General features: G+C 31.2%; 23 protein-coding genes. 2 read left to right on the plus strand and 21 right to left on the minus strand.

The features are described from left to right. Positions 1-23: 23 nt before the first annotated feature. The 21 genes from atpA to CKL_RS18055 all read right to left on the minus strand — a co-directional run bounded on the left by atpA (position 24) and on the right by CKL_RS18055 (position 20,311). On the minus strand, positions 24-1,538 hold the full coding sequence (atpA, locus tag CKL_RS17955) for a F0F1 ATP synthase subunit alpha (RefSeq protein ID WP_012104008.1): 1,515 nt from the start codon (positions 1,536-1,538) through the stop codon (positions 24-26). Positions 1,539-1,542: 4 nt separating this feature from the next. Next, positions 1,543-2,088 (minus strand): F0F1 ATP synthase subunit delta, encoded by a 546-nt coding sequence (locus tag CKL_RS17960; protein WP_012104009.1) that lies wholly within the window; start codon positions 2,086-2,088, stop codon positions 1,543-1,545. Positions 2,089-2,092: 4 nt separating this feature from the next. After that, the gene (locus tag CKL_RS17965) at positions 2,093-2,572 is read right to left on the minus strand and encodes a F0F1 ATP synthase subunit B (RefSeq protein WP_012104010.1); all 480 of its coding nucleotides are present in this window, start codon (positions 2,570-2,572) and stop codon (positions 2,093-2,095) included. A 61-nt stretch (positions 2,573-2,633) separates the two neighbouring features. Next, positions 2,634-2,879 carry an ATP synthase F0 subunit C gene (atpE, locus tag CKL_RS17970; RefSeq protein WP_012104011.1) on the minus strand — a complete coding sequence of 82 codons (246 nt, stop codon included), beginning with the start codon at positions 2,877-2,879 and terminating at the stop codon, positions 2,634-2,636. Positions 2,880-2,928: 49 nt separating this feature from the next. Continuing rightward, positions 2,929-3,612 carry a F0F1 ATP synthase subunit A gene (locus CKL_RS17975; protein WP_012104012.1) on the minus strand — a complete coding sequence of 228 codons (684 nt, stop codon included), beginning with the start codon at positions 3,610-3,612 and terminating at the stop codon, positions 2,929-2,931. A 33-nt stretch (positions 3,613-3,645) separates the two neighbouring features. After that, entirely contained in the window at positions 3,646-4,014 is a 369-nt protein-coding gene (locus tag CKL_RS17980; protein ID WP_012104013.1) for an ATP synthase subunit I, read from the minus strand. Positions 4,015-4,426: 412 nt separating this feature from the next. Continuing rightward, a complete protein-coding gene (locus CKL_RS17985; protein WP_012104014.1) occupies positions 4,427-5,608 on the minus strand; it encodes an acetyl-CoA C-acetyltransferase in 1,182 nt (393 codons plus the stop codon). An 880-nt stretch (positions 5,609-6,488) separates the two neighbouring features. Further along, the gene (locus CKL_RS17990; protein ID WP_012104015.1) at positions 6,489-7,664 is read right to left on the minus strand and encodes an acetyl-CoA C-acetyltransferase; all 1,176 of its coding nucleotides are present in this window, start codon (positions 7,662-7,664) and stop codon (positions 6,489-6,491) included. Between the two features lie 796 nt (positions 7,665-8,460). Beyond that, positions 8,461-9,636, minus strand: coding sequence for an acetyl-CoA C-acetyltransferase (locus CKL_RS17995; protein ID WP_012104016.1), 1,176 nt, complete (start codon positions 9,634-9,636; stop codon positions 8,461-8,463). A 182-nt stretch (positions 9,637-9,818) separates the two neighbouring features. Beyond that, positions 9,819-10,967: a non-hydrolyzing UDP-N-acetylglucosamine 2-epimerase gene (gene wecB, locus CKL_RS18000; RefSeq protein ID WP_012104017.1), complete on the minus strand. Its 1,149-nt coding sequence runs from the start codon at positions 10,965-10,967 to the stop codon at positions 9,819-9,821. A 52-nt stretch (positions 10,968-11,019) separates the two neighbouring features. Then, positions 11,020-12,048, minus strand: coding sequence for an MraY family glycosyltransferase (locus CKL_RS18005; protein ID WP_012104018.1), 1,029 nt, complete (start codon positions 12,046-12,048; stop codon positions 11,020-11,022). 312 nt (positions 12,049-12,360) lie between these two features. Beyond that, a complete protein-coding gene (locus tag CKL_RS18010) occupies positions 12,361-12,777 on the minus strand; it encodes a deoxycytidylate deaminase (protein WP_041700868.1) in 417 nt (138 codons plus the stop codon). Positions 12,778-12,976: 199 nt separating this feature from the next. Then, positions 12,977-13,606, minus strand: coding sequence for a uracil phosphoribosyltransferase (gene upp / locus CKL_RS18015; RefSeq protein ID WP_012104020.1), 630 nt, complete (start codon positions 13,604-13,606; stop codon positions 12,977-12,979). Between the two features lie 75 nt (positions 13,607-13,681). Next, entirely contained in the window at positions 13,682-14,131 is a 450-nt protein-coding gene (gene rpiB / locus CKL_RS18020; protein ID WP_012104021.1) for a ribose 5-phosphate isomerase B, read from the minus strand. 97 nt (positions 14,132-14,228) lie between these two features. Further along, positions 14,229-14,687 (minus strand): low molecular weight protein arginine phosphatase, encoded by a 459-nt coding sequence (locus CKL_RS18025; RefSeq protein WP_012104023.1) that lies wholly within the window; start codon positions 14,685-14,687, stop codon positions 14,229-14,231. A 21-nt stretch (positions 14,688-14,708) separates the two neighbouring features. Beyond that, the gene (locus CKL_RS18030) at positions 14,709-15,761 is read right to left on the minus strand and encodes an L-threonylcarbamoyladenylate synthase (protein WP_012104024.1); all 1,053 of its coding nucleotides are present in this window, start codon (positions 15,759-15,761) and stop codon (positions 14,709-14,711) included. A gap of 66 nt (positions 15,762-15,827) precedes the next feature. Next, the gene (locus tag CKL_RS18035; protein ID WP_242652505.1) at positions 15,828-16,538 is read right to left on the minus strand and encodes a ZIP family metal transporter; all 711 of its coding nucleotides are present in this window, start codon (positions 16,536-16,538) and stop codon (positions 15,828-15,830) included. 84 nt (positions 16,539-16,622) lie between these two features. Next, entirely contained in the window at positions 16,623-17,258 is a 636-nt protein-coding gene (locus tag CKL_RS18040; RefSeq protein ID WP_012104026.1) for a hypothetical protein, read from the minus strand. A 60-nt stretch (positions 17,259-17,318) separates the two neighbouring features. Continuing rightward, positions 17,319-18,392 carry a peptide chain release factor 1 gene (prfA, locus tag CKL_RS18045; RefSeq protein WP_012104027.1) on the minus strand — a complete coding sequence of 358 codons (1,074 nt, stop codon included), beginning with the start codon at positions 18,390-18,392 and terminating at the stop codon, positions 17,319-17,321. A 117-nt stretch (positions 18,393-18,509) separates the two neighbouring features. Further along, the gene (gene prmC / locus CKL_RS18050; protein ID WP_012104028.1) at positions 18,510-19,376 is read right to left on the minus strand and encodes a peptide chain release factor N(5)-glutamine methyltransferase; all 867 of its coding nucleotides are present in this window, start codon (positions 19,374-19,376) and stop codon (positions 18,510-18,512) included. Continuing rightward, entirely contained in the window at positions 19,376-20,311 is a 936-nt protein-coding gene (locus CKL_RS18055; protein WP_041701022.1) for a DUF1385 domain-containing protein, read from the minus strand. Before CKL_RS18055 ends, prmC begins: the two co-directional genes overlap by 1 nt. A 266-nt stretch (positions 20,312-20,577) precedes the next feature. On the opposite strand from CKL_RS18055, the gene CKL_RS18060 reads away from it, so the two are divergent. Both CKL_RS18060 and rpmE read left to right on the plus strand, forming a co-directional pair. Further along, positions 20,578-20,928, plus strand: coding sequence for a hypothetical protein (locus CKL_RS18060; protein ID WP_012104030.1), 351 nt, complete (start codon positions 20,578-20,580; stop codon positions 20,926-20,928). A gap of 126 nt (positions 20,929-21,054) precedes the next feature. Further along, a complete protein-coding gene (gene rpmE / locus CKL_RS18065; RefSeq protein WP_012104031.1) occupies positions 21,055-21,267 on the plus strand; it encodes a 50S ribosomal protein L31 in 213 nt (70 codons plus the stop codon). Positions 21,268-21,280: the final 13 nt, after the last annotated feature.

Below are 21,280 nucleotides of genomic sequence, written 5' to 3' on the forward strand. Positions count from 1 at the left end.
TCACCTCCCTGAGATAAATATACCTATCCCTCTATTAAAAATATTTTTTTGAATTCTTCTATAGCATTTCTAAGTTTATCACTTAATTCATCAGATATAACTTGTTTTTCCTTTATTTCATCTCCTATTTCTCTATGATGGGTATCCATATAATCAAGAAATTCTTCTTCAAATTCTGATATTCTTTCTACCGGTATATCCATTATGTAATTTCTGCTGGCTGCAAACAATATCATTACTTGTTTTTCCACAGCCATTGGTTTATATTGAGGCTGCTTTAATATTTCTGTTAATCTCTTACCTTTTTCAAGAGTTCTCTTTGATTCTTTATCCAAATCGGAGCCAAATTGTGCAAAAGATGCAAGTTCCCTATATTGTGCCAAATCTATTCTAAGAGTACCTGCTACTTGCTTCATAGCTTTAATTTGTGCATTACCTCCAACTCTAGATACAGATATACCCGCATTTATAGCAGGCCTTTGACCGGAATAAAAAAGTTCTGTTTCTAAAAATATCTGTCCATCCGTTATAGAAATAACATTAGTTGGTATATATGCGGTAACATCTCCTGCCAGTGTTTCTATTATAGGCAGTGCTGTAAGTGATCCTCCTCCCAACTTATCTGAAAGTTTGGCAGCTCTTTCTAGGAGCCTTGAATGGAGATAGAAAACATCTCCCGGATATGCTTCCCTTCTCGGTGGTCTTCGAAGTAACAAAGACATAGCCCTATATGCCACTGCATGCTTAGATAAATCATCGTATACTATAAGCACATCTTTTCCTTTATTCATAAAATATTCTCCCATGGAGCAGCCTGCATAAGGAGCAATATATTGAAGCGGTGCTGATTCAGAAGCAGCTGCAGATACCACTATAGTATAATCCATGGCATTTGTCTCTATCAAATTATTCACTATATGTGCTACTGTAGATTGTTTTTGTCCTATAGCTACATAAATGCATATTACATCTTTTCCTTTTTGATTTATTATGGTATCCATGGCAATAGCAGTTTTACCAGTCTGCCTATCTCCTATTATAAGTTCTCTTTGTCCTCTGCCAATTGGTATCATAGCATCTATAGCCTTTATTCCTGTCTGCAAAGGTTGCTTAACTGCCTGCCTGGTTATAACCCCCGGTGCCACAAGCTCTACAGCTCTAGTTTCAGTAGTACTAATAGCGCCCTTGCCATCAATAGGATGTCCTAATGAATTTACAACTCTTCCTATAATATTTTCTCCTACAGGTACTTCTACAACTTTACCTGTTCTCTTTACTGTATTCCCTTCCTTTATTCCCTCCTGAGAACCTAAAAGAACACAGCCTACATTATCTTGTTCAAGATTTAGAGCCATAGCATAAACATCATTAGGAAACTCTAAAAGTTCTCCTGCCATACATCCATTAAGACCATAAACTCTAGCAATACCATCACCAATTTGAATTATTGTACCTGAATCAACTGTCTCTATTTTCTTTTCATATTTTTCTATTTGACTTTTTATAATTGAAGTTATTTCTTCAGGTTTTACGTTCATAGGCTCACCTCTGTTCTCCTTTAAGCATTATTTTTTTCATTTCAGAAAGCTTTGATTTTACAGTTCCGTCAATAACCATATTATTTACTTCAACATAAACTCCACCTATTATTTCAGGATCTAATTCTTCTTTAATCAAAACTTCTTTATTAAACTTTCTCCTTAATTTTTCAGTTAGAGTTTCCCTTTCATCATCTTCTAAAGGAATAACAGTTTTTACTGTAGCAATAACTGTATTATGATTTTCAAGATATATCTTTCCCATTTCTTTAAGCTTACTATACAATTGATTAATTCTTCCTTTATCAATAAGTATTAGTAAAAACGAAAGTATATCTTCACTTATTTTACCTTTAAAAACATTTATAAATGTTTTTTTCTTTTCAGCAGTACTAATTTCAGGATGCTCTATAAATTCTAAAAATTGAGTATCATTATTTATTATATCTGTAACATCCTTTAATTCCTCTAAATATTCTTCAACTTTTCCCTTTTCCTCTGCAATTTTATAAAGTGCAAGAGCGTATCTTCTATCTAAATATTCATACATCTTTTTAGATACCTACCTTAGCTATAAAGTCCTTAATAAGTTTTCTATGTTGTTCTTCATCAATAGATCCTTCTAAGGCTTTCGATGACACTAAAATAGCTAAATCTACCACTTGATTTTTTATGTCATCCTGGGCTTTTTCTCTTTCTCTATCTGCTTCATTCTTCGCCCTGTCTAGTATTAACTGTGCTTCCCTGCGTGCTTCATTTAATACATTTTCTGAAATTTGTTCTGCCTTATTTTTATAACCCTCAACAATATTTTTACCTTCTTCTCTTGAGCCTTTCAATAATGCCTCATGTTTGGTAACCAACTCTTTGGACTTTTTTTCATTTTCATAGGCATTTTTAATCTTTGAATTAATTTCCTGTTGTCTACTGGTAAGTACATTATCAACTGGTTTAAAGAAGAAATGCCTTAAGATAATGTATAATACAACAAAATTTATTATTGTTATAACAACTGTAACCCAATTAACTTGCATGTTAAACTTCAATCCTCCCCTCTAAAATGTATGTCTAAATTTGGTGAGGTATATAATAAAATCAAACTTTAAATGCTAAAATAAGAGCTATCAATAGGGAATAAATAGCTGTTACTTCTGACAAGGCTGCACTTACAAAGAACATACTTAATATTTTACCACTTGCCTCTGGCTGTCTTGAAACACCTTCAACTGCCTTTCCCGTAGCGATACCAATTCCAATACCTCCACCTAAGCATCCTATAGCTGCTAATCCTGCTCCTATAGCTGCCATGCCTGATATAAATGATTGTGAATCCAAATTCATAATAAAAATCCTCCTTCAAAATAAATTAAATATTAAAAAATTAAATATATTAGTGTTCAGCAACAATTCTTATATTCATTACTGTTAACATAACAAATACTATCATCTGTATTGAGCCATCAAATAAATCAAAGAAAGCATGTAAAGGAATGGGGATTAAAAACTGTGAGAACCATGCGATATTTCCTAATCCTTCATATACTATTCCAATAATTACAGCTCCCGCAGTTAAATTTCCAAACAGTCGGAGACTTAAAGACACTGGAAGAACTAATCTCTCTACAATATTAAGGGGCAATAACATTACAACTGGTTTAGTATAACCTATAAAATAATTTTTCAATCCAGTTTTTTTAATGGCATTAAATTGAACCAATACAAAAGTTATAAGTGCTAAGCCTAATGTAACACTCAGATCTTCCGTAGGAGCTTTTAATCCTATAATTACTGGTGCAATATTCATTACCAATATATATATTGCAAGAGTTCCTATATACGGCACAAATGATATGTACTCTTTTCCCATATTATTTTTAACTAGATTTTGTACTGCCTCAACAATCATCTCAACAACATTCTGTCTTCCATCGGGCAGTCTTTGCATATTTCGTGTAAAAAACTTTGCTAAGACAGCTAAAATTAAAATAATACCCCATTGTACCACAACACTAGAAGTTATAGGAATATCAAATGATCCCAAATGTATTGAAAACAATGGCGAAAAGTGTTCCACTTCATCACATCCCTTCTATAATTATTTATACGTTTATGTTTTGTTATTTTCAAAAGCTAAATATATATATATGCCTAATAGATTACAAGTGTAGCCAAACAGATATGCTATTGCATTATATTTGTTGTATCTAAAAGTAATATACCCTATTCCTGTAGCAATCATAATTCTAATAATAAAACCTATAAGATATAAAAATGCCGATGAATTTTTAAATTTATGTAGCATTGACCTACCTAGTATATTGTTAACAAAAAAATTAAACATAGCTATAGACATTCCAAGTAGAATAAATAATCCATATCTCTTGAAAAACAACTGTGATAAACCCGCTAACAATATACCTATTAGTACATTAATTAAAAATACCATCTTTGTATTTCCTAAACTATCTCTATTCATCAATTCCTCCTTTTACGAATAAGTACATATTAAAAATTAGATTACTGTTTTTAAACATATTTTATCATAATATAGAAAATTTCAAAAGCTTATTACATACTTTTACTAAGGTATGTAATAAATTTATAATACTATTTAATCCTTTACAGCTAATATAATACACAGCTTTTGTCAGCATACAACTTTAATTATATACCCTAAAAATATAATCTAAAAGCTTGATTTTTCTCTAAATTGTTTATTTTTCTTTAATCTAAGTAAATTAATGCTATATTTTGCAGTAATTACTCATTAAATCTGTATATTTAAAATTTTATATGATAATAAATATTTAATGACACGTAAAAATAAAGAAAGCATTAAATCAATACTTTCTTTATTTTCTCTCTTAAATATTTAAAATATGTTTAAATTATCTTTCAACTACTACAGCGGTTCCTTGTCCTCCACCTATGCAAAGTGTTGCAAGACCTTTCTTTGCATCTCTCTTTTGCATTTCGTGAAGTAGTGTAACAAGTATTCTTGCACCAGAGCAGCCAACTGGATGTCCAAGAGCTATTGCTCCTCCATTTACATTTACTTTGCTCATATCAAATTCTAAATCTCTTGCTACTGCTATACTTTGAGCTGCAAATGCTTCATTTGCTTCTATTAAATCAAAGTCCTTTATTGTTAAATTAGTTTTCGCAAGCACTTTTTTTGTTGCATAATATGGTCCATATCCCATGATAGCTGGATCTAATCCTGCGCTTGCAAAATCAACATATTTTGCCATTGGTTTAACTCCAAGTTCCTTTGCTTTATCTGCACTCATTAAGATTAATGCTGCTGATGAATCATTTATTCCTGAAGAATTACCTGCTGTAACTGTTCCTGTTCCATCTCTCTTAAATGCAGGTTTCAATTTTGCTAATGTTTCTATAGTTGTACCAAATCTTGGATCTTCATCAGTATCAAAAACTACCTCTTTCTTTTTCATTTTTACAGTTACTGGAACTATTTCATCTTTGAACTTTCCTGCTTTTATAGCTGCTTCTGCCTTCTGTTGGGATGCTAATGCAAATTTATCTTGATCTTCTCTTGTTATTCCCCATTTTTCTGCTATATTTTCAGCTGTGATTCCCATGTGATAGTTGTTGAATGAATCTATAAGTCCATCATGTAACATAGCATCATATATTTTTGCTTCTCCCATTCTATATCCAAATCTAGCTTTTGGAATTAAATATGGAGATGCAGACATGTTTTCTGATCCACCAACTACAATTGTATCAGCATCTCCGTTGCTGATAAGACTAGCTGCTAAACTTACTGTTCTAAGTCCTGAACCACAAAGCTTATTCACTGTGAAAGCTGGTACTTCTACTGGAAGACCTGCATATACAGCTGATTGTCTTGCTAAACTTTGTCCAACACCTGCTTGTATTACATTTCCAAATATAACTTCATCTACTTGTTCTGGTTTGATACCTGCTCTTTTTACTGCTTCTTTTATAACTATAGCTCCTAAATCTACAGCAGAAACATCTTTTAAAGTTCCCCCAAAACTTCCTATCGCTGTTCTTACAGCACTTACAATAACTACTTCTCTCATAACAAATCCTCCTATAATTTATTTTTTATGATATTTTACATTCAGATTATTGTAAAATTACAATTATGTTAAATTTCATAATTTTAACTAATTATCATTACAATTTTTACAAAAATGTCGCATTTATCTTAAGAAAACTTTTACAAATCCTGAAATCTCCCATACGAATTTCACAATTATCTAAACCTATTTAAAATATTGATTATTTCAAATAAGCAATTTAATTCACACAATTATATTATACTAGTTAATTGATATTTAATCAATATTTCTTGTTAAAAAAAACACAAAGTCATATAAACAGAAGTATATATGAATATTTCCGTTTATATTTGACTTATTCATTTATATTTTGATATTTTAACTGTAAATGCCATAATATACGATATTTTATAAAATAATAGAGATTTTATATTACTTATATTAACTTTTATGAATATTATTACACTTATCTGCACAGCCTATTTTATTAAAAAAGCATTCTAACTAGATGACGTTCTTTATAGAGGTATCAATCACATTTTCATGGATTTTGACTATTAGACTTGGGAGGAATTGTGTACGATACCCCCTTTGGATGAAATATATTTCCGTATTTCCTTTATGCCGTACACCTTATCTCCCAAAATTTTGAATCCATTGTTTATCTGACATTTCATATCGTTTTCATGCCATAATATCAATCTCCAGTTTTTTTCTTAATTCTGCCAAGAATCTGGTTTTTATCAAATTTTAAGTTTTCAGACATGCTCTAGTTAAAAACAAAATTAAAATTATTATGTAAATAAAACTTACTCTAATAAAAAAACAAAGCAAGTAATCATTACGATACTTACTTTGTTCTTTATTTTAGACTACAAATATAATCCATTATATAAAATTATCTTTCAACTATTAGTGCAGTTCCCATTCCTCCCCCTATACATAATGTTGCAAGTCCCTTTTTCGCATCTCTTCTCTGCATTTCATAAAGTAATGTAACGAGTATTCTTGCACCAGAGCAGCCAACTGGATGTCCAAGAGCTATTGCTCCTCCATTTACATTTACTTTGCTCATATCAAATTCTAAATCTTTTGCTACTGCTAAACTTTGTGAAGCGAATGCTTCATTTGCTTCTATTAAGTCTAAATCTGCAATTGACAAGTTAGCTTTTTCAAGTGCCAACTTTGTTGCATAGAAAGGTCCGTATCCCATTATGGTTGGGTCTAATCCTTTACTTCCATAGGAAACAATCTTTGCAAGAGGCTTAATTCCAAGTTCTTTTGCCTTATCTGCACTCATTACAACTAAAGCTGCTGCTGCATCATTTATTCCCGAAGCATTACCTGCTGTAACTGTTCCATCTTTTTTGAATGATGGTTTCAATTTTGCTAATGCTTCTATAGTTGTCCCAAATCTAGGGAATTCATCAGTATCAAAAATTATTTCTTTCTTTTTCTGCTTAACGGTTACTGGAACTATTTCATCTTTAAATTTTCCTGCCTTTATGGCTGCTTCTGCCTTCTGTTGGGATGCTAATGCAAATTCATCCTGCATATCTCTTGTTATTCCCCATTTTTCTGCTATGTTTTCAGCTGTAATTCCCATGTGGTAATTGTTAAATGCTTCCCAAAGTCCATCTTTTATCATGGCATCAACTAATTTTCCCTCTCCCATTCTATGTCCCCATCTGGCCTTTGGAAGTAGATATGGTGCAGCGGACATGTTTTCTGTTCCACCAACTACAACAATATCATCATCTCCAATTTTTATGAGCTGAGCTGCCAAACTTACTGATCTAAGTCCTGAACCGCAAACCTTATTTAGTGTAAACGCTGGTACTTCTACAGGAATGCCTGCTTTTACAGCAGCTTGCCTCGCTGGACTTTGTCCAAGACCTGCCTGTATTACATTTCCAAATATAACTTCATCTACTTGTTCTGGTTTTATACCTGCTCTTTTTACAGCCTCTTTTATAACTATTGCCCCCAAATCTACAGCAGAAATATCTTTTAAAGTTCCACCAAAACTCCCTATAGCTGTTCTTACTGCACTTACAATAACTGCATCTTTCATAAAATGAACCCTCCTAAAATAAATTTATTTAAACTTAAATCTTTAGTAAAGTTATAAATCACTTAAATTTCAAGTGTTTTGAATCTTAGTGCTCATATTCTTAAATATAAACTATATTAGTTCATTAAAAAATTTTTATAAATGATGAAATTGTATGATGTTACTTCACAATTATTTAAGTTTATACCTTAAACATCATTATTCAAAATAATTTAATTAATTCGTACAATTCTAATATATTAATTATACTAATTAATTAATTTTTTATCAATATGCATTGTTAAAAAAAAAACAAAGTTTAGCAAACATATATATTTATGGACAGCTTTTACACTGTTTTTTAAGCTATTTAATCATATATAAACATATTGACTTAAAATAAGCAAATATGCTTTATTTTAAAACATTTCAAACTAAAAAATCAAATAAATTTACATTTAAGTGTTTGATTCCCAAAAATAAACATAGAAAAATATAGCTTGAATAAAGCGTTAATTAATTATTTGAAATCAAAAAAATAGTAGAAGGATCCCATTTCAATAAAGATAGATTTTTTGCCATTAATTCTATTGACGAACATCCACGATCAAAATATAACAATAGAATTTGTATTCGTCAGTATCTTTTCTTATAGTATTAACATTTTTCTTTGCTAGCTCACTTTCACTTGTTTTAATAGAATCTATTTGCAAATATAAAAAGAAATGATTAAATACAACAAAAATAAAAGACTGCCGACAAATTTTGCCGACAGTCTAAATCATCTATTTTACATGTTTAAAGTAACATTTTTTATTTATCTCTCTACTATTAAAGCAGTTCCCATTCCACCGCCTATACATAATGTTGCAAGACCTTTTTTTGCATCTCTTCTCTGCATTTCATGAAGTAATGTAACAAGTATTCTTGCTCCTGATGCTCCAACTGGATGTCCAAGAGCTATTGCTCCTCCATTTACATTTACTTTGCTCATATCAAATTCTAAATCTTTTGCTACTGCCAAACTCTGTGAAGCGAATGCTTCATTTGCTTCTATTAAGTCTAAATCTGCAACTGACAAGTTAGCTTTTTCAAGTGCTGCTTTTGTTGCATGGAAAGGACCATATCCCATTATTGTCGGATCTAATCCTGCACTTCCATAGGAAACAATCTTTGCAAGTGGTTTAATTCCAAGTTCTTTTGCCTTATCTGCACTCATCACAACTAAAGCTGCTGCTGCATCATTTATTCCTGAAGCATTACCTGCTGTAACTGTTCCATCTTTTTTGAATGCTGGTCTCAATTTTGCCAGTGTTTCAACAGTTGTTCCTGGTTTTATATACTCATCAGTATCAAAAACTACTTCTTTCTTTTTTATCTTAACAGTTACTGGAACTATTTCATCTTTGAATTTACCTGCTTTTTGAGCTGCTTCTGCTTTTTGCTGGGACGCTGCTGAAAATTCATCCTGCTCTTCTCTTGTTAAACCCCATTTTTCTGCTATGTTTTCAGCTGTAATTCCCATGTGATAATTGTTGAATGCCTCCCAAAGTCCGTCTTTTATCATAGCATCAACTATTTTTCCTTCTCCCATTCTATGTCCCCATCTAGCTTTTGGGAGTACATATGGAGCAGCAGACATGTTTTCCATTCCACCAACTACGACAATATCAGCATCTCCAGCTTTTATAACCTGAGCTGCCAAACTTACTGATCTAAGTCCTGAACCACAAACCTTATTTAATGTGAATGCTGGAACTTCTACAGGAATACCTGCTTTTACAGCTGCCTGTCTCGCTGGACTCTGACCAAGACCTGCCTGTATTACGTTTCCAAATATAACTTCATCTATTTGTTCTGGCTTAACATTTGCTCTTTTTACTGCTTCTTTTATAACTACAGCTCCTAATTCCACTGCTGGAACATCTTTCAAAGTTCCACCGAAACTTCCTATAGCTGTTCTCACTGCACTTACAATAACTACTTCTCTCATAGTAAATCCTCCTAAAAGTTTATTTTATTTTTAACCAAAATTTAACCTATCCGATGTTTAATATCCTGATGACAAGCTAATTATACTAAGTAATCATAACGTTGTCAATGTTGTTGTTAAAAAAAACACAAAGGTTTTTTACACTTCTATAATTAACTTACTAGCCTAAAAACATAGTATACTCAAATAAACTCTTCATATTCCCCTTTTTCTATATTAAAGTACTGCAAGATAGCTGCAGCTATTCTCCCTGATGCCTTGCCATCCCCATAAGGATTTACGGCTCTACTCATCACATCATATTTACTGGAATCTGATATAAGTTCACTTGCCAATCTTACTATATCTTCTTTGTTTATTCCAACTAATTTTACTGTACCCGCTTTTATCGCTTCTGGTCTTTCAGTTACATTCCTAAGCACCAATACAGGTTTTCCAAGATGTGGAGCTTCTTCTTGAAGTCCCCCTGAATCAGTCATAACCATATAACATCTATCCATCAAATTATGAGTTTCTTTAGTATCTAAAGGATTTAAGAGATGAACTCTATTAATATTTCCAAGTATTTTATATACTATATCTTTCACTTTAGGATTTAAATGTACAAGGTATATTACTTCTACTTCTTTATTTTCTTCTACTATTTTTTTTAATGCATTACAAATATTTTCAATGCCTTCTCCCCAATTTTCCCTCCTATGAGCAGTTACCATTATTACTTTACTTTTATGATAATCTATATCATTTAATTCATTATTATTAAACACATAGTCTTTATCCACAGTAAATTTCATTGAATCTATTACTGTATTGCCGGTAACAAATATTTCATTCATAGGTACTCCTTCCCTAAGGAGGTTCTCTCTGGAGCCAGATGTTGGTGCAAAATGAAGATCGGCTATAGCTCCCGTAAGTTTTCTATTCATTTCCTCTGGGAAAGGAAAATATTTATCATAAGTTCTAAGACCTGCTTCCACATGACCTACTCTTATCTTTTTATAAAAAGCTGCTAGTGCTCCTGCAAATGTAGTAGTAGTATCTCCATGAACAAGCACTAAGTCTGGATTTTCTCTATCAAATACTTCTTCAAGTCCTTGAAGTACCCTGCTGGTTATACCTGTCAATGTTTGATTGCTTTTCATTATATTTAAATCAAAGTCAGGTATAATATTAAAAAGTTTTAGAACTTGATCCAGCATTTCTCTATGTTGCGCTGTAACACATATCTTATTTTCTATATTACGTCTTTTTTCAAACTCTTTAATTAACGGAGCCATTTTTATTGCTTCAGGCCTTGTTCCAAAGATTGTGATAATTTTAAGTTTATTCATATTAAAACCTCCATTTTTAGGTATCTAACGCAACTGAAAAATGAAAGATACCTTAATCTCTATGTTCAAAAAACCCCGCCCTCCAAGCTATAAAAACTAAAACCATCATAATTATCGCCAGAAGAAAATAAGATAGTTGTGCATTTATCTCCATAGCTATTATAGAAAAACTGCCTAGCACTGCACTTATAGCATACATTGTTCCAACAGCTTGTTTCTGACTAAATCCCATGTCAAGAAGTCTATGGTGAAGATGTCCTCTATCAGCTTGCATAATAGGTTTACCATTTATCTTTCTTCTTATCACAGCAAAAAGAGTATCGTATATTGGTATTCCAAGTGCAAGAATAGGAACTGCTATAGAAAATGCTGCAGCAGATTTTATAGCTCCTTCAATGGATATAGATGCAAGTAAAAATCCAAGTAGTTGTGCTCCTGTATCTCCCATAAATATAGAAGCAGGATTAAAATTATAGGGTAAAAATCCAAGTATAGACCCACACAGTATAATGGCAAGCACTGCAGCTTCATATCTATTATTTAATAATGCTATAATCAAAATAGTCAAAGAAGATATCAACCCAATACCTGATGCCAAACCATCTAAACCATCTATCAAATTTAAGGCATTGGTAATACCCACTACCCAAATTATAGTTAATGGGATAGACATTACTCCCACATTGGTAAATTGATACAAGCTGCTAAAAGGATTAGTAATTAACACTATTTTTACTCCATAAATAATTAAAATTATAGAAGCTGCAACTTGAAATATTAATTTATATCTGGGCTTTATATCAAATTTATCATCTAAGAATCCGCCTATTACTATTATTGTAGCCCCTAATACGAGTCCCATCTCCGCCCTTGTAAGATTTCCTCTTTTAAGCACCAATGTAATTATAAAGGAAAAATATATGGATAATCCCCCCAAGAGAGGCATTGGTTTATTATGTATCCTTCTATCCCCCTCTGGCACATCTATAATCTGTAACTTTAAAGCAATCTTTTTAACAATTGGCGTAAATATAACTGAAAGCACTGTTGATACTATTGCAAATAGGTATAAACTATTCATATTAACCTTCCTTAATCATATCTTCTGTTTATCCCAAGGCTGTTATCGTTAATCCCCTATTCCTGAAAATTGGAAATTAGCGCTTTATGCCCCTTTATGATTTATCTGAACACTACCAGTGCTAAGATAAGCACTTCTACGCGCCTAGATAAGTTCTTCTAAGGTTCAGATGAAGATAAGTATTTCTGTATTTCTCTATGGCAAACTCCACCTAAACCCAAGGATCACTTGATTTTTAAGATTCAGAAGAATAAAAGTATTTATTATAATCAATTTCATATGAATCTAAAAATATTTCATCCAGATATTATATTATTTTACTCTTTTTATACATATTAATTCAATTTCAGGTACTTTTTTAAACCAATTAATTTCTGGTATATAATCTTCACAATATATAACCCTTTTAACTCCACAGTTAATTATTAATTTTTGGCATTCCGGACAAGGCATATGGGTTACATATAGTGTAGAGTTTTCCCTATCATCTGGTGATACTTCAAGCAAACAATTCACTTCTGCATGAATGGTTCTTATACAATGATTATCTTTCATATAACATCCTGCTTCATCACAATGTTCTAATCCCCTAGGACTACCATTATATCCCGTACCTTTTATTCTTCTATTCTTTACAAGAACTGCCCCTACATGCAATCTAGGGCACGTACTTCTCTCTGCAACTTGAAAAGCAATATCTATAAAATAATTATCCCAATCTTTCCTCATAGTTAGCAATTGTCTCCTTAATATATACTAATACATTATATATTATAAACTATTAGATAATGTTTTGGAACAATTCCTTTCCTGTTATAGGTCATATATTAAAATTTTGCTACTTTAAAAATGAATTATCATAAAATACTTTAAGAAAAGCCCATTAAGTTATAAATTGGGCTTTTCTTACTAAAAATTAAAATAATTTTTACTTTGTTCCATATAACCTATCACCAGCATCTCCAAGGCCTGGAACTATATATCCATTTTTATTTAACTCTTTATCTATGGCTGCCGTATAAATATCAACATCTGGATGTGCTTCTGTAACTGATTTTATACCGTCTTCTGCGGCTATCAAACACATGAGCCTTATATTCTTAGCACCTTTTTGTTTTAACATAGTTATAGCATCTATAGCTGAACCTCCTGTAGCAAGCATAGGATCTGTAACAATCACTTCTCTTTCCCCTATGTCTTGGGGTAATTTACAAAAATATTCCACAGGCTTTAATGTAGTTTCATCCCTATAGAGTCCTATATGCCCTACTTTTGCTGCAGGTATAAGTTTTAGCATTCCTCCCACCATTCCGAGACCTGCCCTTAATATAGGCACTACTGCCACCTTTTTCCCTGAAAGCATCTTACAAGTTGTATTACATATAGGGGTTTCTATTTCTACTTCTTCTGTTTGAAGATTTCTAGTTACCTCATAAGCCATAAGCATAGCTACTTCTTCTACAAGTTCTCTAAAATCTTTAGAACCTGTTCGCTTATCTCTTATCAAAGCTAATTTATGTAATATAAGTGGATGTGTTATTTGTGTTACTTTACTCATTAAATATATCCTCCAATTCCATTAAGGTATTCCTTAATAATTTGCAGTAAATAATTATAACTAATCAGTCGTATATTATCTGCTGTATTTTTTCTCTATTTCTCCTATTTTATCTATTCTTTTCTGATGTCTACCTCCTTGAAACTCAGTAAATAAAAAATTATCTACTATATCAAGGGCAAGTCCTACACCTACTACTCTTTGACCTATAGCTAGTATGTTAGCATTATTATGCTCTCTACAGGCGTGGGCACTGAAAGTGTCCCCACAAAGTGCAGCTCTCACTCCTGGTATCTTATTTGCAGCTATACTTATTCCTATGCCGGTCCCACACACCAATATTCCAAAATCATAATTTTTACTTACAACCTGCTCTCCAACTTTTAATGCATAATCTGGATAATCACAGGATTCTTCTGAGAAAGTCCCAAAATCTTCAAGCTCTAAGCCTTTATTTTTTAAATGTTCTATTATTTCTTTCTTCAAAGGGAAACCCGCATGGTCACTACCTAAAGCAATTTTCATAAAAAATACCTCCAAAAATATATAATATATTATTTAAAATTATATTGCAAATAATTTAATAAAAACATAACCTCGCAAAAAAAGAAGATAACAACATCTAATTAATGCTCATATCTTCCTTTAATTTCTTTATTAGCAATGAAATACTATTTTCCAGTTCAGCATAGACAATTCTATATTTATATATATCCTGTCCAAAAGGATCTTTTATATCTCCCTTTAATGAAACAAATTCATTTAAAGTATATATTTTATTTTTGAAATCCGTAAAATTTTGTATTAATATATCTCTCATATAAGCAGTCATAGTCAAAATAATTTTTGAATCTTTTATCATGGAATTACTCAACTGCAGGGCTTTCCTACTGCTTATATCTACATCAATATTTTCTTTTAAAACTACTACTGAATTTTTAGAAGCAATACTATTTGGTACTACTGACAATCCTGCAGAAATAGCTTTTATGTCTTTTATATCAGATTTAGAATTAAATATAGCTTCTGCCATACAGCTCCTACAAGTATTCCCAGTGCAGACAAATAATATATTTTCCATCTGCTGACCTCCTCTAAAAAATTATACTTTTATAATATCAAAACCAGCAGATTTATTCAATCTGTTCATTATTGCTAATCCTATGCCTTTTTCCTCAAAAGCCTCCGATATTATAATATCAACTTTACTATCATCAAAACTCCTAAGTGTTTCAAATAAATTTTTAGACACACTTAACATATTATGCCTACTTCCCACAGATATTACTAATGCATTTTTATAAAATTCTCTTGTCTCGTCTGTAGCAATTATTCCTACAGCTTTATTTTCACTTATATAATTCTCTACCATTTCATTAATTTTTGCAATAGTTTTATTTAAATTTCCTTTAACTATTTTTACCGGAGCATTAGGGGCATAATGCCTATACTTCATTCCTGGAGACTTAGGCCTATTATTTCCCTCAGCTTTTTTCATTATAGCCGGATCAATATAAACTTCTTTTTCTATTTCCCTCAACATCTCAAGAGTTATACCGCCAGGCCTTAATATACAACTAGGACTTACAGTACAATCTATAACTGTAGATTCTACTCCAACATCACACATGCTTCCTCCTAATATAAGATCTACTTTACCATTTAAATCTTCTATACACCTGTCTACATCCGTAGGACTTGGTTTCCCTGATACATTTGCAGAAGGTGCTGCAATGGGAACCTTTGCCGCTTTTATAAGTTCTCTGGCTATAACATTAGATGGCATCCTAATTCCCACACTATCAAGAGATGCACTTGTAATATCTGGAACAATAGATGATTTGGGAAGAATTACAGTCATAGGACCAGGCCAAAAATTCTGTATAAACTTAAGAGCCACAGGTGATATATCTATAGCCAACGGTTTCATATCTTCTATTTCAGCTATATGTACAATTAAGGGATTGTCCTGAGGCCTACCTTTAGCTTTAAATATTTTCTCTACCGCTTCAGGATCAAGCGCATTTGCCCCAAGCCCATATACAGTTTCAGTAGGGAAAGCCACTAATCCTCCATTTCTTATTATTTCTCCTGCTTCTTTAATAATTTCTATATCTAAATTACCTTCATCTAAAATTTTTACTTTTGTATTCATAAAACAATATCCCTTCTTTAAATTAAAACAAATTTTTAATATGCTCTTTTATTACATTTTATAGATTTATAATATCTGTACTATTACAAGTCCTAAAATAATGCCACTTAAAGTTCCAAGTGTACTTGTTATACCTTCCCAAAGTTTTGAAGATTCCGGTATCATCTCTCCACATATAACATACAGCATTATTCCAGAGGCTATAGAAAGACACATGCCTAATACATTAGGAGATATATTTGCTATATAAGCACCTGTAAAGGTTCCTATGGCAGTAGGAAAAGCTGTAATAAAGGCATAAAAAAGTATCTTTGAATTTTTCACTTTAGAAGCCACAAGGGGTGCCGCTACCGCAATACCTTCTGGTATATCATGAATTGTAATTATAATACTCATTTTTATTCCAAGTGTACTACCTGCTGCAAACCCACATCCCACTATTATTCCTTCCGGGAAATTATGAAGCATGAGTCCTAAAGAAGCCATAAATGCTGCCCTAATGTGCCGGTTAGAATTGTTTATATTTATTTTATCATCAACTATAGCAATAATTATAACTCCTAAAATCACAAATAATATAGTATACAAAAAACTCCACTTGCTAGTGGCCTCTGGGATCAGATCAAATACTACCACCGATAACATTACTCCCCCTGCAAAACCAATTATAAACCCCAGTAACTTATTAGACGGTTTTTTCACTGCTGCTCCTAATGAAGCACCTATCATAGTTCCTAAAAGAGATACTATGCTTCCTATTATTACTATATAGAACATATCTATATGCAAAATAAACTCACCTTTATCTATTATTTATATTTCATATCTATTGTAATAATCTATAATATATGAATTATATTTTCAAGTAGTTATATTTTTCTTATATAGATTGTAATTTTCCGAATTCTCCCTATAGTATTTTATTTTTTCTATAGTTTCTTTAGTAAAATAGGCATAAACACAACTTTTATAGACAGTATCCAAAAAAAGATATTTACTTAATCCTCCATTTTTTACTATAGTATAATAAAATCTTGCATTGGGACGTAAAATTTTAAGCTTATTGTACTGATGAGCTAAATAAGGGCGTTTTTTCAAAAAATCCCTGTTTACAGGAATGATTCTATTATTTCTAGATTTAACCGTAGATAAAAAGATAATTCTAAAGTCCACTGCTTTATCATTTTTTACTACATAATTTTCCACATGTACTAATACAATCTTATCACATATTATGTTTAATTTAACATTTCTCACTCCCATATTTATTTTTATCCTATATCCATCATACTCAAATTTTAAAAACTCATTATTAATTGTAATAATAATTGTTAAAAAAATTAGGCTCTCTAAAACTATAAGATAAAACATATAAAACACATGAAATTTTCTGTTTAAAATAAAAACTATTGGTAAGAGAAAAAAAATAAAAACCATTGACAGCATAAATATCTTATAAGATTTTTTTTGCTTTCTAATGGCTTTATCTATATTCATACTTTCCCGTTAGTGCAATTTAACGGTTTCCATCTCCTCTCTGAATTCTCCTAATAATTCTTATCTGCTGCCTATGGATTTCATCTTCTGGGCTTGATCTTCTGTTATTAATGCATCTATTATTTCATCTATATCTCCATTTAAAAATGAATCAAGTTTATATAAAGTCATTCCTATTCTATGATCTGTAACTCTTCCCTGTGGATAATTATAAGTTCTTATTCGCTCACTTCTATCCCCTGTACCCACCTGATTTTTTCTATCTTCTGCAATACTTGCATTTCTTTCTTCCTGAGCTTTTTCATAAAGCCTTGATTTAAGTACTTTCATAGCCTTCTCTTTATTTTTAAGCTGAGATTTTTCATCCTGACAGGATACCACAAGGCCTGTCGGTAAATGTGTAATTCTCACTGCTGAATCAGTAGTGTTGACACACTGTCCCCCATGACCTGATGCCCTAAATACATCTATCCTTATATCATTTTGATTAACTACTATATCTACATCATCAACTTCTGGCAGTACAGCTACAGTAGCCGTTGATGTATGAATCCTTCCACTGGATTCTGTATCTGGAACTCTCTGCACTCTGTGAGTGCCACTTTCATATTTCAACCTGCTATAGGCATCCTTACCTTTTACCATAAATACAATTTCTTTAAATCCCCCTATATCAGTGGCGCTTAAACTTATAGTTTCTACTTTCCATCCTTTAATTTCTGCATACCTTGTATACATTCTGGTAAGATTTGCTGCAAATAAAGCTGCTTCTTCACCTCCTGCACCGCCTCTTATCTCTACAAATACATTTTTGTCATCATTCGGATCTTTAGGAAGAAGTAATATTTTAAGCTCATCTTCTCTTTTTTCTATAATATCCCCAAGCCTTTTTATTTCTTCCTGTTCCATCTCCCTCATATCTTTATCTGTTTCTTCCCTCAGCATTTCTTTATTGTCTTCCAAATCCTGCAGTGCTTCTTTATATTCTCTATATTTCATAACTATTTCTTCTAATTCTGCATGTTCCTTACATAATTTCTGCCACTTTTTTTGATCTGCTATGATTGTAGGATCACTTATTTTAATAGACAGTTCTTCATATTTATTTTCTATGAAATTAAGCCTTTCTAACATAATTTTATCACTCCGTATAAGTATTTTCACAACTAATTATTATATCATATCATTTCTACTCATCACAATAAATGTTATAATCTTAAAAAATAATATCTATTGCATAACATTTAAATGTTATGCAATCACTGCTTTAATGACTCTATCTTTTCCTGCCAAATCTTTTATACAGGTTGTATTTTTAAATCCATATTTCATTAGTATACTTGTAACATCTTTTTTCTGATCATATCCTATCTCAAACATAAGCATACCATTTTTAGTTAAAACTTTTAAGCTCTGTTTAACTATTTTCCTATAAAACTCTAATCCATCTTCTCCTCCACTTAAAGCTTCATGAGGTTCATAGTTCTTTACATCCTCCATTAAAGTATCTATAACACTTTCTTTTATATAAGGAGGGTTACATACAATCATATTAAATTTTATTTTGTTTAAAATAAAATACTCCATTAAATCACTTTTAACAATACTTATTCTTTTATTTAAGCTGTAGTACCTTCTTACATTTTGCTCTGCCACCTCACAGGCTGTATCTGATATATCACAACATACCACATTTATATGTTCCACAAACTTAGCCAGCGATATCCCAATGGCTCCTGTGCCGCAGCACAAATCGCATATATTATAAAACTCATTATTATCTATTTCTTCTAAAGCATTTTCCACTAAAGTTTCAGTATCTGGCCGCGGTATTAATACTCCAGGTTTTACTATAAAATCCATTCCCATGAATTCACATTGTCCTAATATATATTTTACAGGCATTTTTTCTTCTCTTAATTTTAAATAGTAATAATATTTTTCGGCTTCTTCTCTAGTAACTTTATGATCTGCATTTATAACTATAAATAGTCTATCCTTATTTATAGCCTTCCCTAATAAAAGCTGAGAATCTAAAATATAACTGCTGATTTTTTTATCTTTTAAAACTTTATAGCCATATTTCAAAAGTGTATTAACATCATAAAATTTAACCATTATAATAATTCTCTACTTTCCTCTTGTTCTTTATCTATTCCCTCTGCACTCTTTAACGCTCTAATTGCTACTTCCAATTGTTTATAATCTGGTTCTCTCGTAGTAATTTTCTGAAGCATAAGTCCAGGATAAGATATAATTTGGGATAAAAAATTATTATTTTTTCCTACCCATTTTATAAGTTCATAGGTAACTCCAGAAACTACAGGTAATAAAATTATTCTGTATAAAATTCTCTCCCAGATGTTTCCCCATCCTGTTAATGAAAAGAGTATTATACTTATTATCATAACCAAAAACAAAAAATTAGTGCCGCATCTTGGGTGGAGTCTAGTAAACTCCTGTGCATTCTCCGGTGTAAGTTCCCTTAAATTTTCATAGCAGAAAATAGTTTTATGTTCTGCACCGTGATACTGAAACACCCTTTTTATATCCTCCATATTCCCTATTAAAAGCAAGTATATAAGAAAAACAATTACCCTGATTATTCCCTCAATTATATTAAGAACAATACTATCATATACTGAAAATTTTTTAAATATATTTGCCACAAATGTAGGAAATATAAAAAATAAAGCCGTGGCAATAACCAAAGATATAAATAAAGTTATTACCATAATTATACTTTCAGTTTTTTCTTTAAATATATTTTGAAACCACCTGTGAAATTTAGATGGCTCCTCATACTCTTCAAAAAAAGAAGCAGAATAATTTAATGAACGTATACCTATAACTAGAGATTCTATCAAGGATACAAATCCTCTTATAATAGGTAATCCTAAAAAAATACTTCTTTTACTGTAGGGTATACTATCTTCTACGTTAACAATAATCTCACCATTTGACTTTCTTATAGCTGTAGCTATACCGTGTACACCCCTCATCATAACCCCTTCTATTATTGCCTGTCCTCCAACGGATGTATTTTTCACTATTGACATCCCTCCTTTTAAAAGCTTTTTAAATTATTAAATATATTTTATCAAAGTCATAACATATATAAAAGTATGCATTTTGGTATTACTCTTCTTAAAAAAGTTAAAAACCCTAAAACATATATGATATTTTTTTAAAAAAACTATATATAATATATTAAATTATCAAAACAATCGCCGATATATAAAAGCACTTTTAGAATACTTTACTTTTTATTATAGCAAAAAGGAGGACTCATTATGAAAAGTATTAAAAGCAAATAGAAATGGCACAAAAAAATGTTATTGATTCTAATAAAATTAATGCTGAAGTCAATGAAAATACGGAACAATCCAATAAATTATTCTTAATGATTGAAAACTCTATAAATGATATGCTAACAAATGTAGATATATTGACTGAAAAGATTAATCAAGTAGAACTAAATAAAAATTCCGTTATACAAGCCATAAGAAATATATCTGACATTTCACAGGAATCTTCTGCTGGAAGTCAGCAATTGGCCGCTTCAGTGGAAGAACAGAATAACTCCATAGAAGCTATAAATGAAAATATGCAGGAACTTAAAAATATCTATGTTGAATTAAATAATATAATAAACAGATTTAATTTATAACTTGAATATAGTTTTTTAATACTAACAGTGTTATAGAAAAGCAAAATTTGACTTAATCTCACCTCTATGTTATAATACAGAAGTTAAAATTTAAAGTTCTCTTTAAACTTGAAAGAGGTGAATATTATGAAAAAAGGCATACATCCAGAATACTATCATGATTCGGTAGTCAAGTGTGCATGTGGAAACACTTTTACAACTGGTTCAACACAAAAAGAATTAAAAGTGGAAATATGCTCTAAGTGCCATCCTTTCTTTACCGGTAAACAAAAATTAGTAGATGCCGGTGGAAGAGTTGATAGATTCTTGAAGAAATTCAATTTAAAAAATGAAGAATAAAGTTTCTCACTTT

Origin of the sequence: Clostridium kluyveri DSM 555, from assembly GCF_000016505.1 — a bacterium.
Lineage (GTDB): Bacteria > Bacillota > Clostridia > Clostridiales > Clostridiaceae > Clostridium_B > Clostridium_B kluyveri.

What these genes read in the sequence shown, in the direction of transcription:
- wecB (WP_012104017.1), bottom strand. Translation starts at nt 10,967, where the DNA reads ATGAATAAACTTAAAATTATCACAATCTTTGGAACAAGGCCTGAAGCA.
- CKL_RS18035 (WP_242652505.1), bottom strand. Translation starts at nt 16,538, where the DNA reads ATGTTCTATATAGTAATAATAGGAAGCATAGTATCTCTTTTAGGAACT.
- CKL_RS17960 (WP_012104009.1), bottom strand. Translation starts at nt 2,088, where the DNA reads ATGTATGAATATTTAGATAGAAGATACGCTCTTGCACTTTATAAAATT.
- rpiB (WP_012104021.1), bottom strand. Translation starts at nt 14,131, where the DNA reads ATGAAAATTGCTTTAGGTAGTGACCATGCGGGTTTCCCTTTGAAGAAA.
- prmC (WP_012104028.1), bottom strand. Translation starts at nt 19,376, where the DNA reads ATGGTTAAATTTTATGATGTTAATACACTTTTGAAATATGGCTATAAA.
- CKL_RS18040 (WP_012104026.1), bottom strand. Translation starts at nt 17,258, where the DNA reads ATGAATATAGATAAAGCCATTAGAAAGCAAAAAAAATCTTATAAGATA.
- upp (WP_012104020.1), bottom strand. Translation starts at nt 13,606, where the DNA reads ATGAGTAAAGTAACACAAATAACACATCCACTTATATTACATAAATTA.
- CKL_RS17965 (WP_012104010.1), bottom strand. Translation starts at nt 2,572, where the DNA reads ATGCAAGTTAATTGGGTTACAGTTGTTATAACAATAATAAATTTTGTT.
- rpmE (WP_012104031.1), top strand. Translation starts at nt 21,055, where the DNA reads ATGAAAAAAGGCATACATCCAGAATACTATCATGATTCGGTAGTCAAG.
- CKL_RS18025 (WP_012104023.1), bottom strand. Translation starts at nt 14,687, where the DNA reads ATGGAAAATATATTATTTGTCTGCACTGGGAATACTTGTAGGAGCTGT.
- prfA (WP_012104027.1), bottom strand. Translation starts at nt 18,392, where the DNA reads ATGTTAGAAAGGCTTAATTTCATAGAAAATAAATATGAAGAACTGTCT.
- CKL_RS17995 (WP_012104016.1), bottom strand. Translation starts at nt 9,636, where the DNA reads ATGAGAGAAGTAGTTATTGTAAGTGCAGTGAGAACAGCTATAGGAAGT.
- CKL_RS18010 (WP_041700868.1), bottom strand. Translation starts at nt 12,777, where the DNA reads ATGAGGAAAGATTGGGATAATTATTTTATAGATATTGCTTTTCAAGTT.
- atpE (WP_012104011.1), bottom strand. Translation starts at nt 2,879, where the DNA reads ATGAATTTGGATTCACAATCATTTATATCAGGCATGGCAGCTATAGGA.
- CKL_RS17980 (WP_012104013.1), bottom strand. Translation starts at nt 4,014, where the DNA reads ATGAATAGAGATAGTTTAGGAAATACAAAGATGGTATTTTTAATTAAT.
- CKL_RS18030 (WP_012104024.1), bottom strand. Translation starts at nt 15,761, where the DNA reads ATGAATACAAAAGTAAAAATTTTAGATGAAGGTAATTTAGATATAGAA.
- CKL_RS18005 (WP_012104018.1), bottom strand. Translation starts at nt 12,048, where the DNA reads ATGAATAGTTTATACCTATTTGCAATAGTATCAACAGTGCTTTCAGTT.
- CKL_RS18060 (WP_012104030.1), top strand. Translation starts at nt 20,578, where the DNA reads ATGGCACAAAAAAATGTTATTGATTCTAATAAAATTAATGCTGAAGTC.
- CKL_RS17990 (WP_012104015.1), bottom strand. Translation starts at nt 7,664, where the DNA reads ATGAAAGATGCAGTTATTGTAAGTGCAGTAAGAACAGCTATAGGGAGT.
- CKL_RS17985 (WP_012104014.1), bottom strand. Translation starts at nt 5,608, where the DNA reads ATGAGAGAAGTAGTTATTGTAAGTGCTGTAAGAACAGCGATAGGAAGT.
- atpA (WP_012104008.1), bottom strand. Translation starts at nt 1,538, where the DNA reads ATGAACGTAAAACCTGAAGAAATAACTTCAATTATAAAAAGTCAAATA.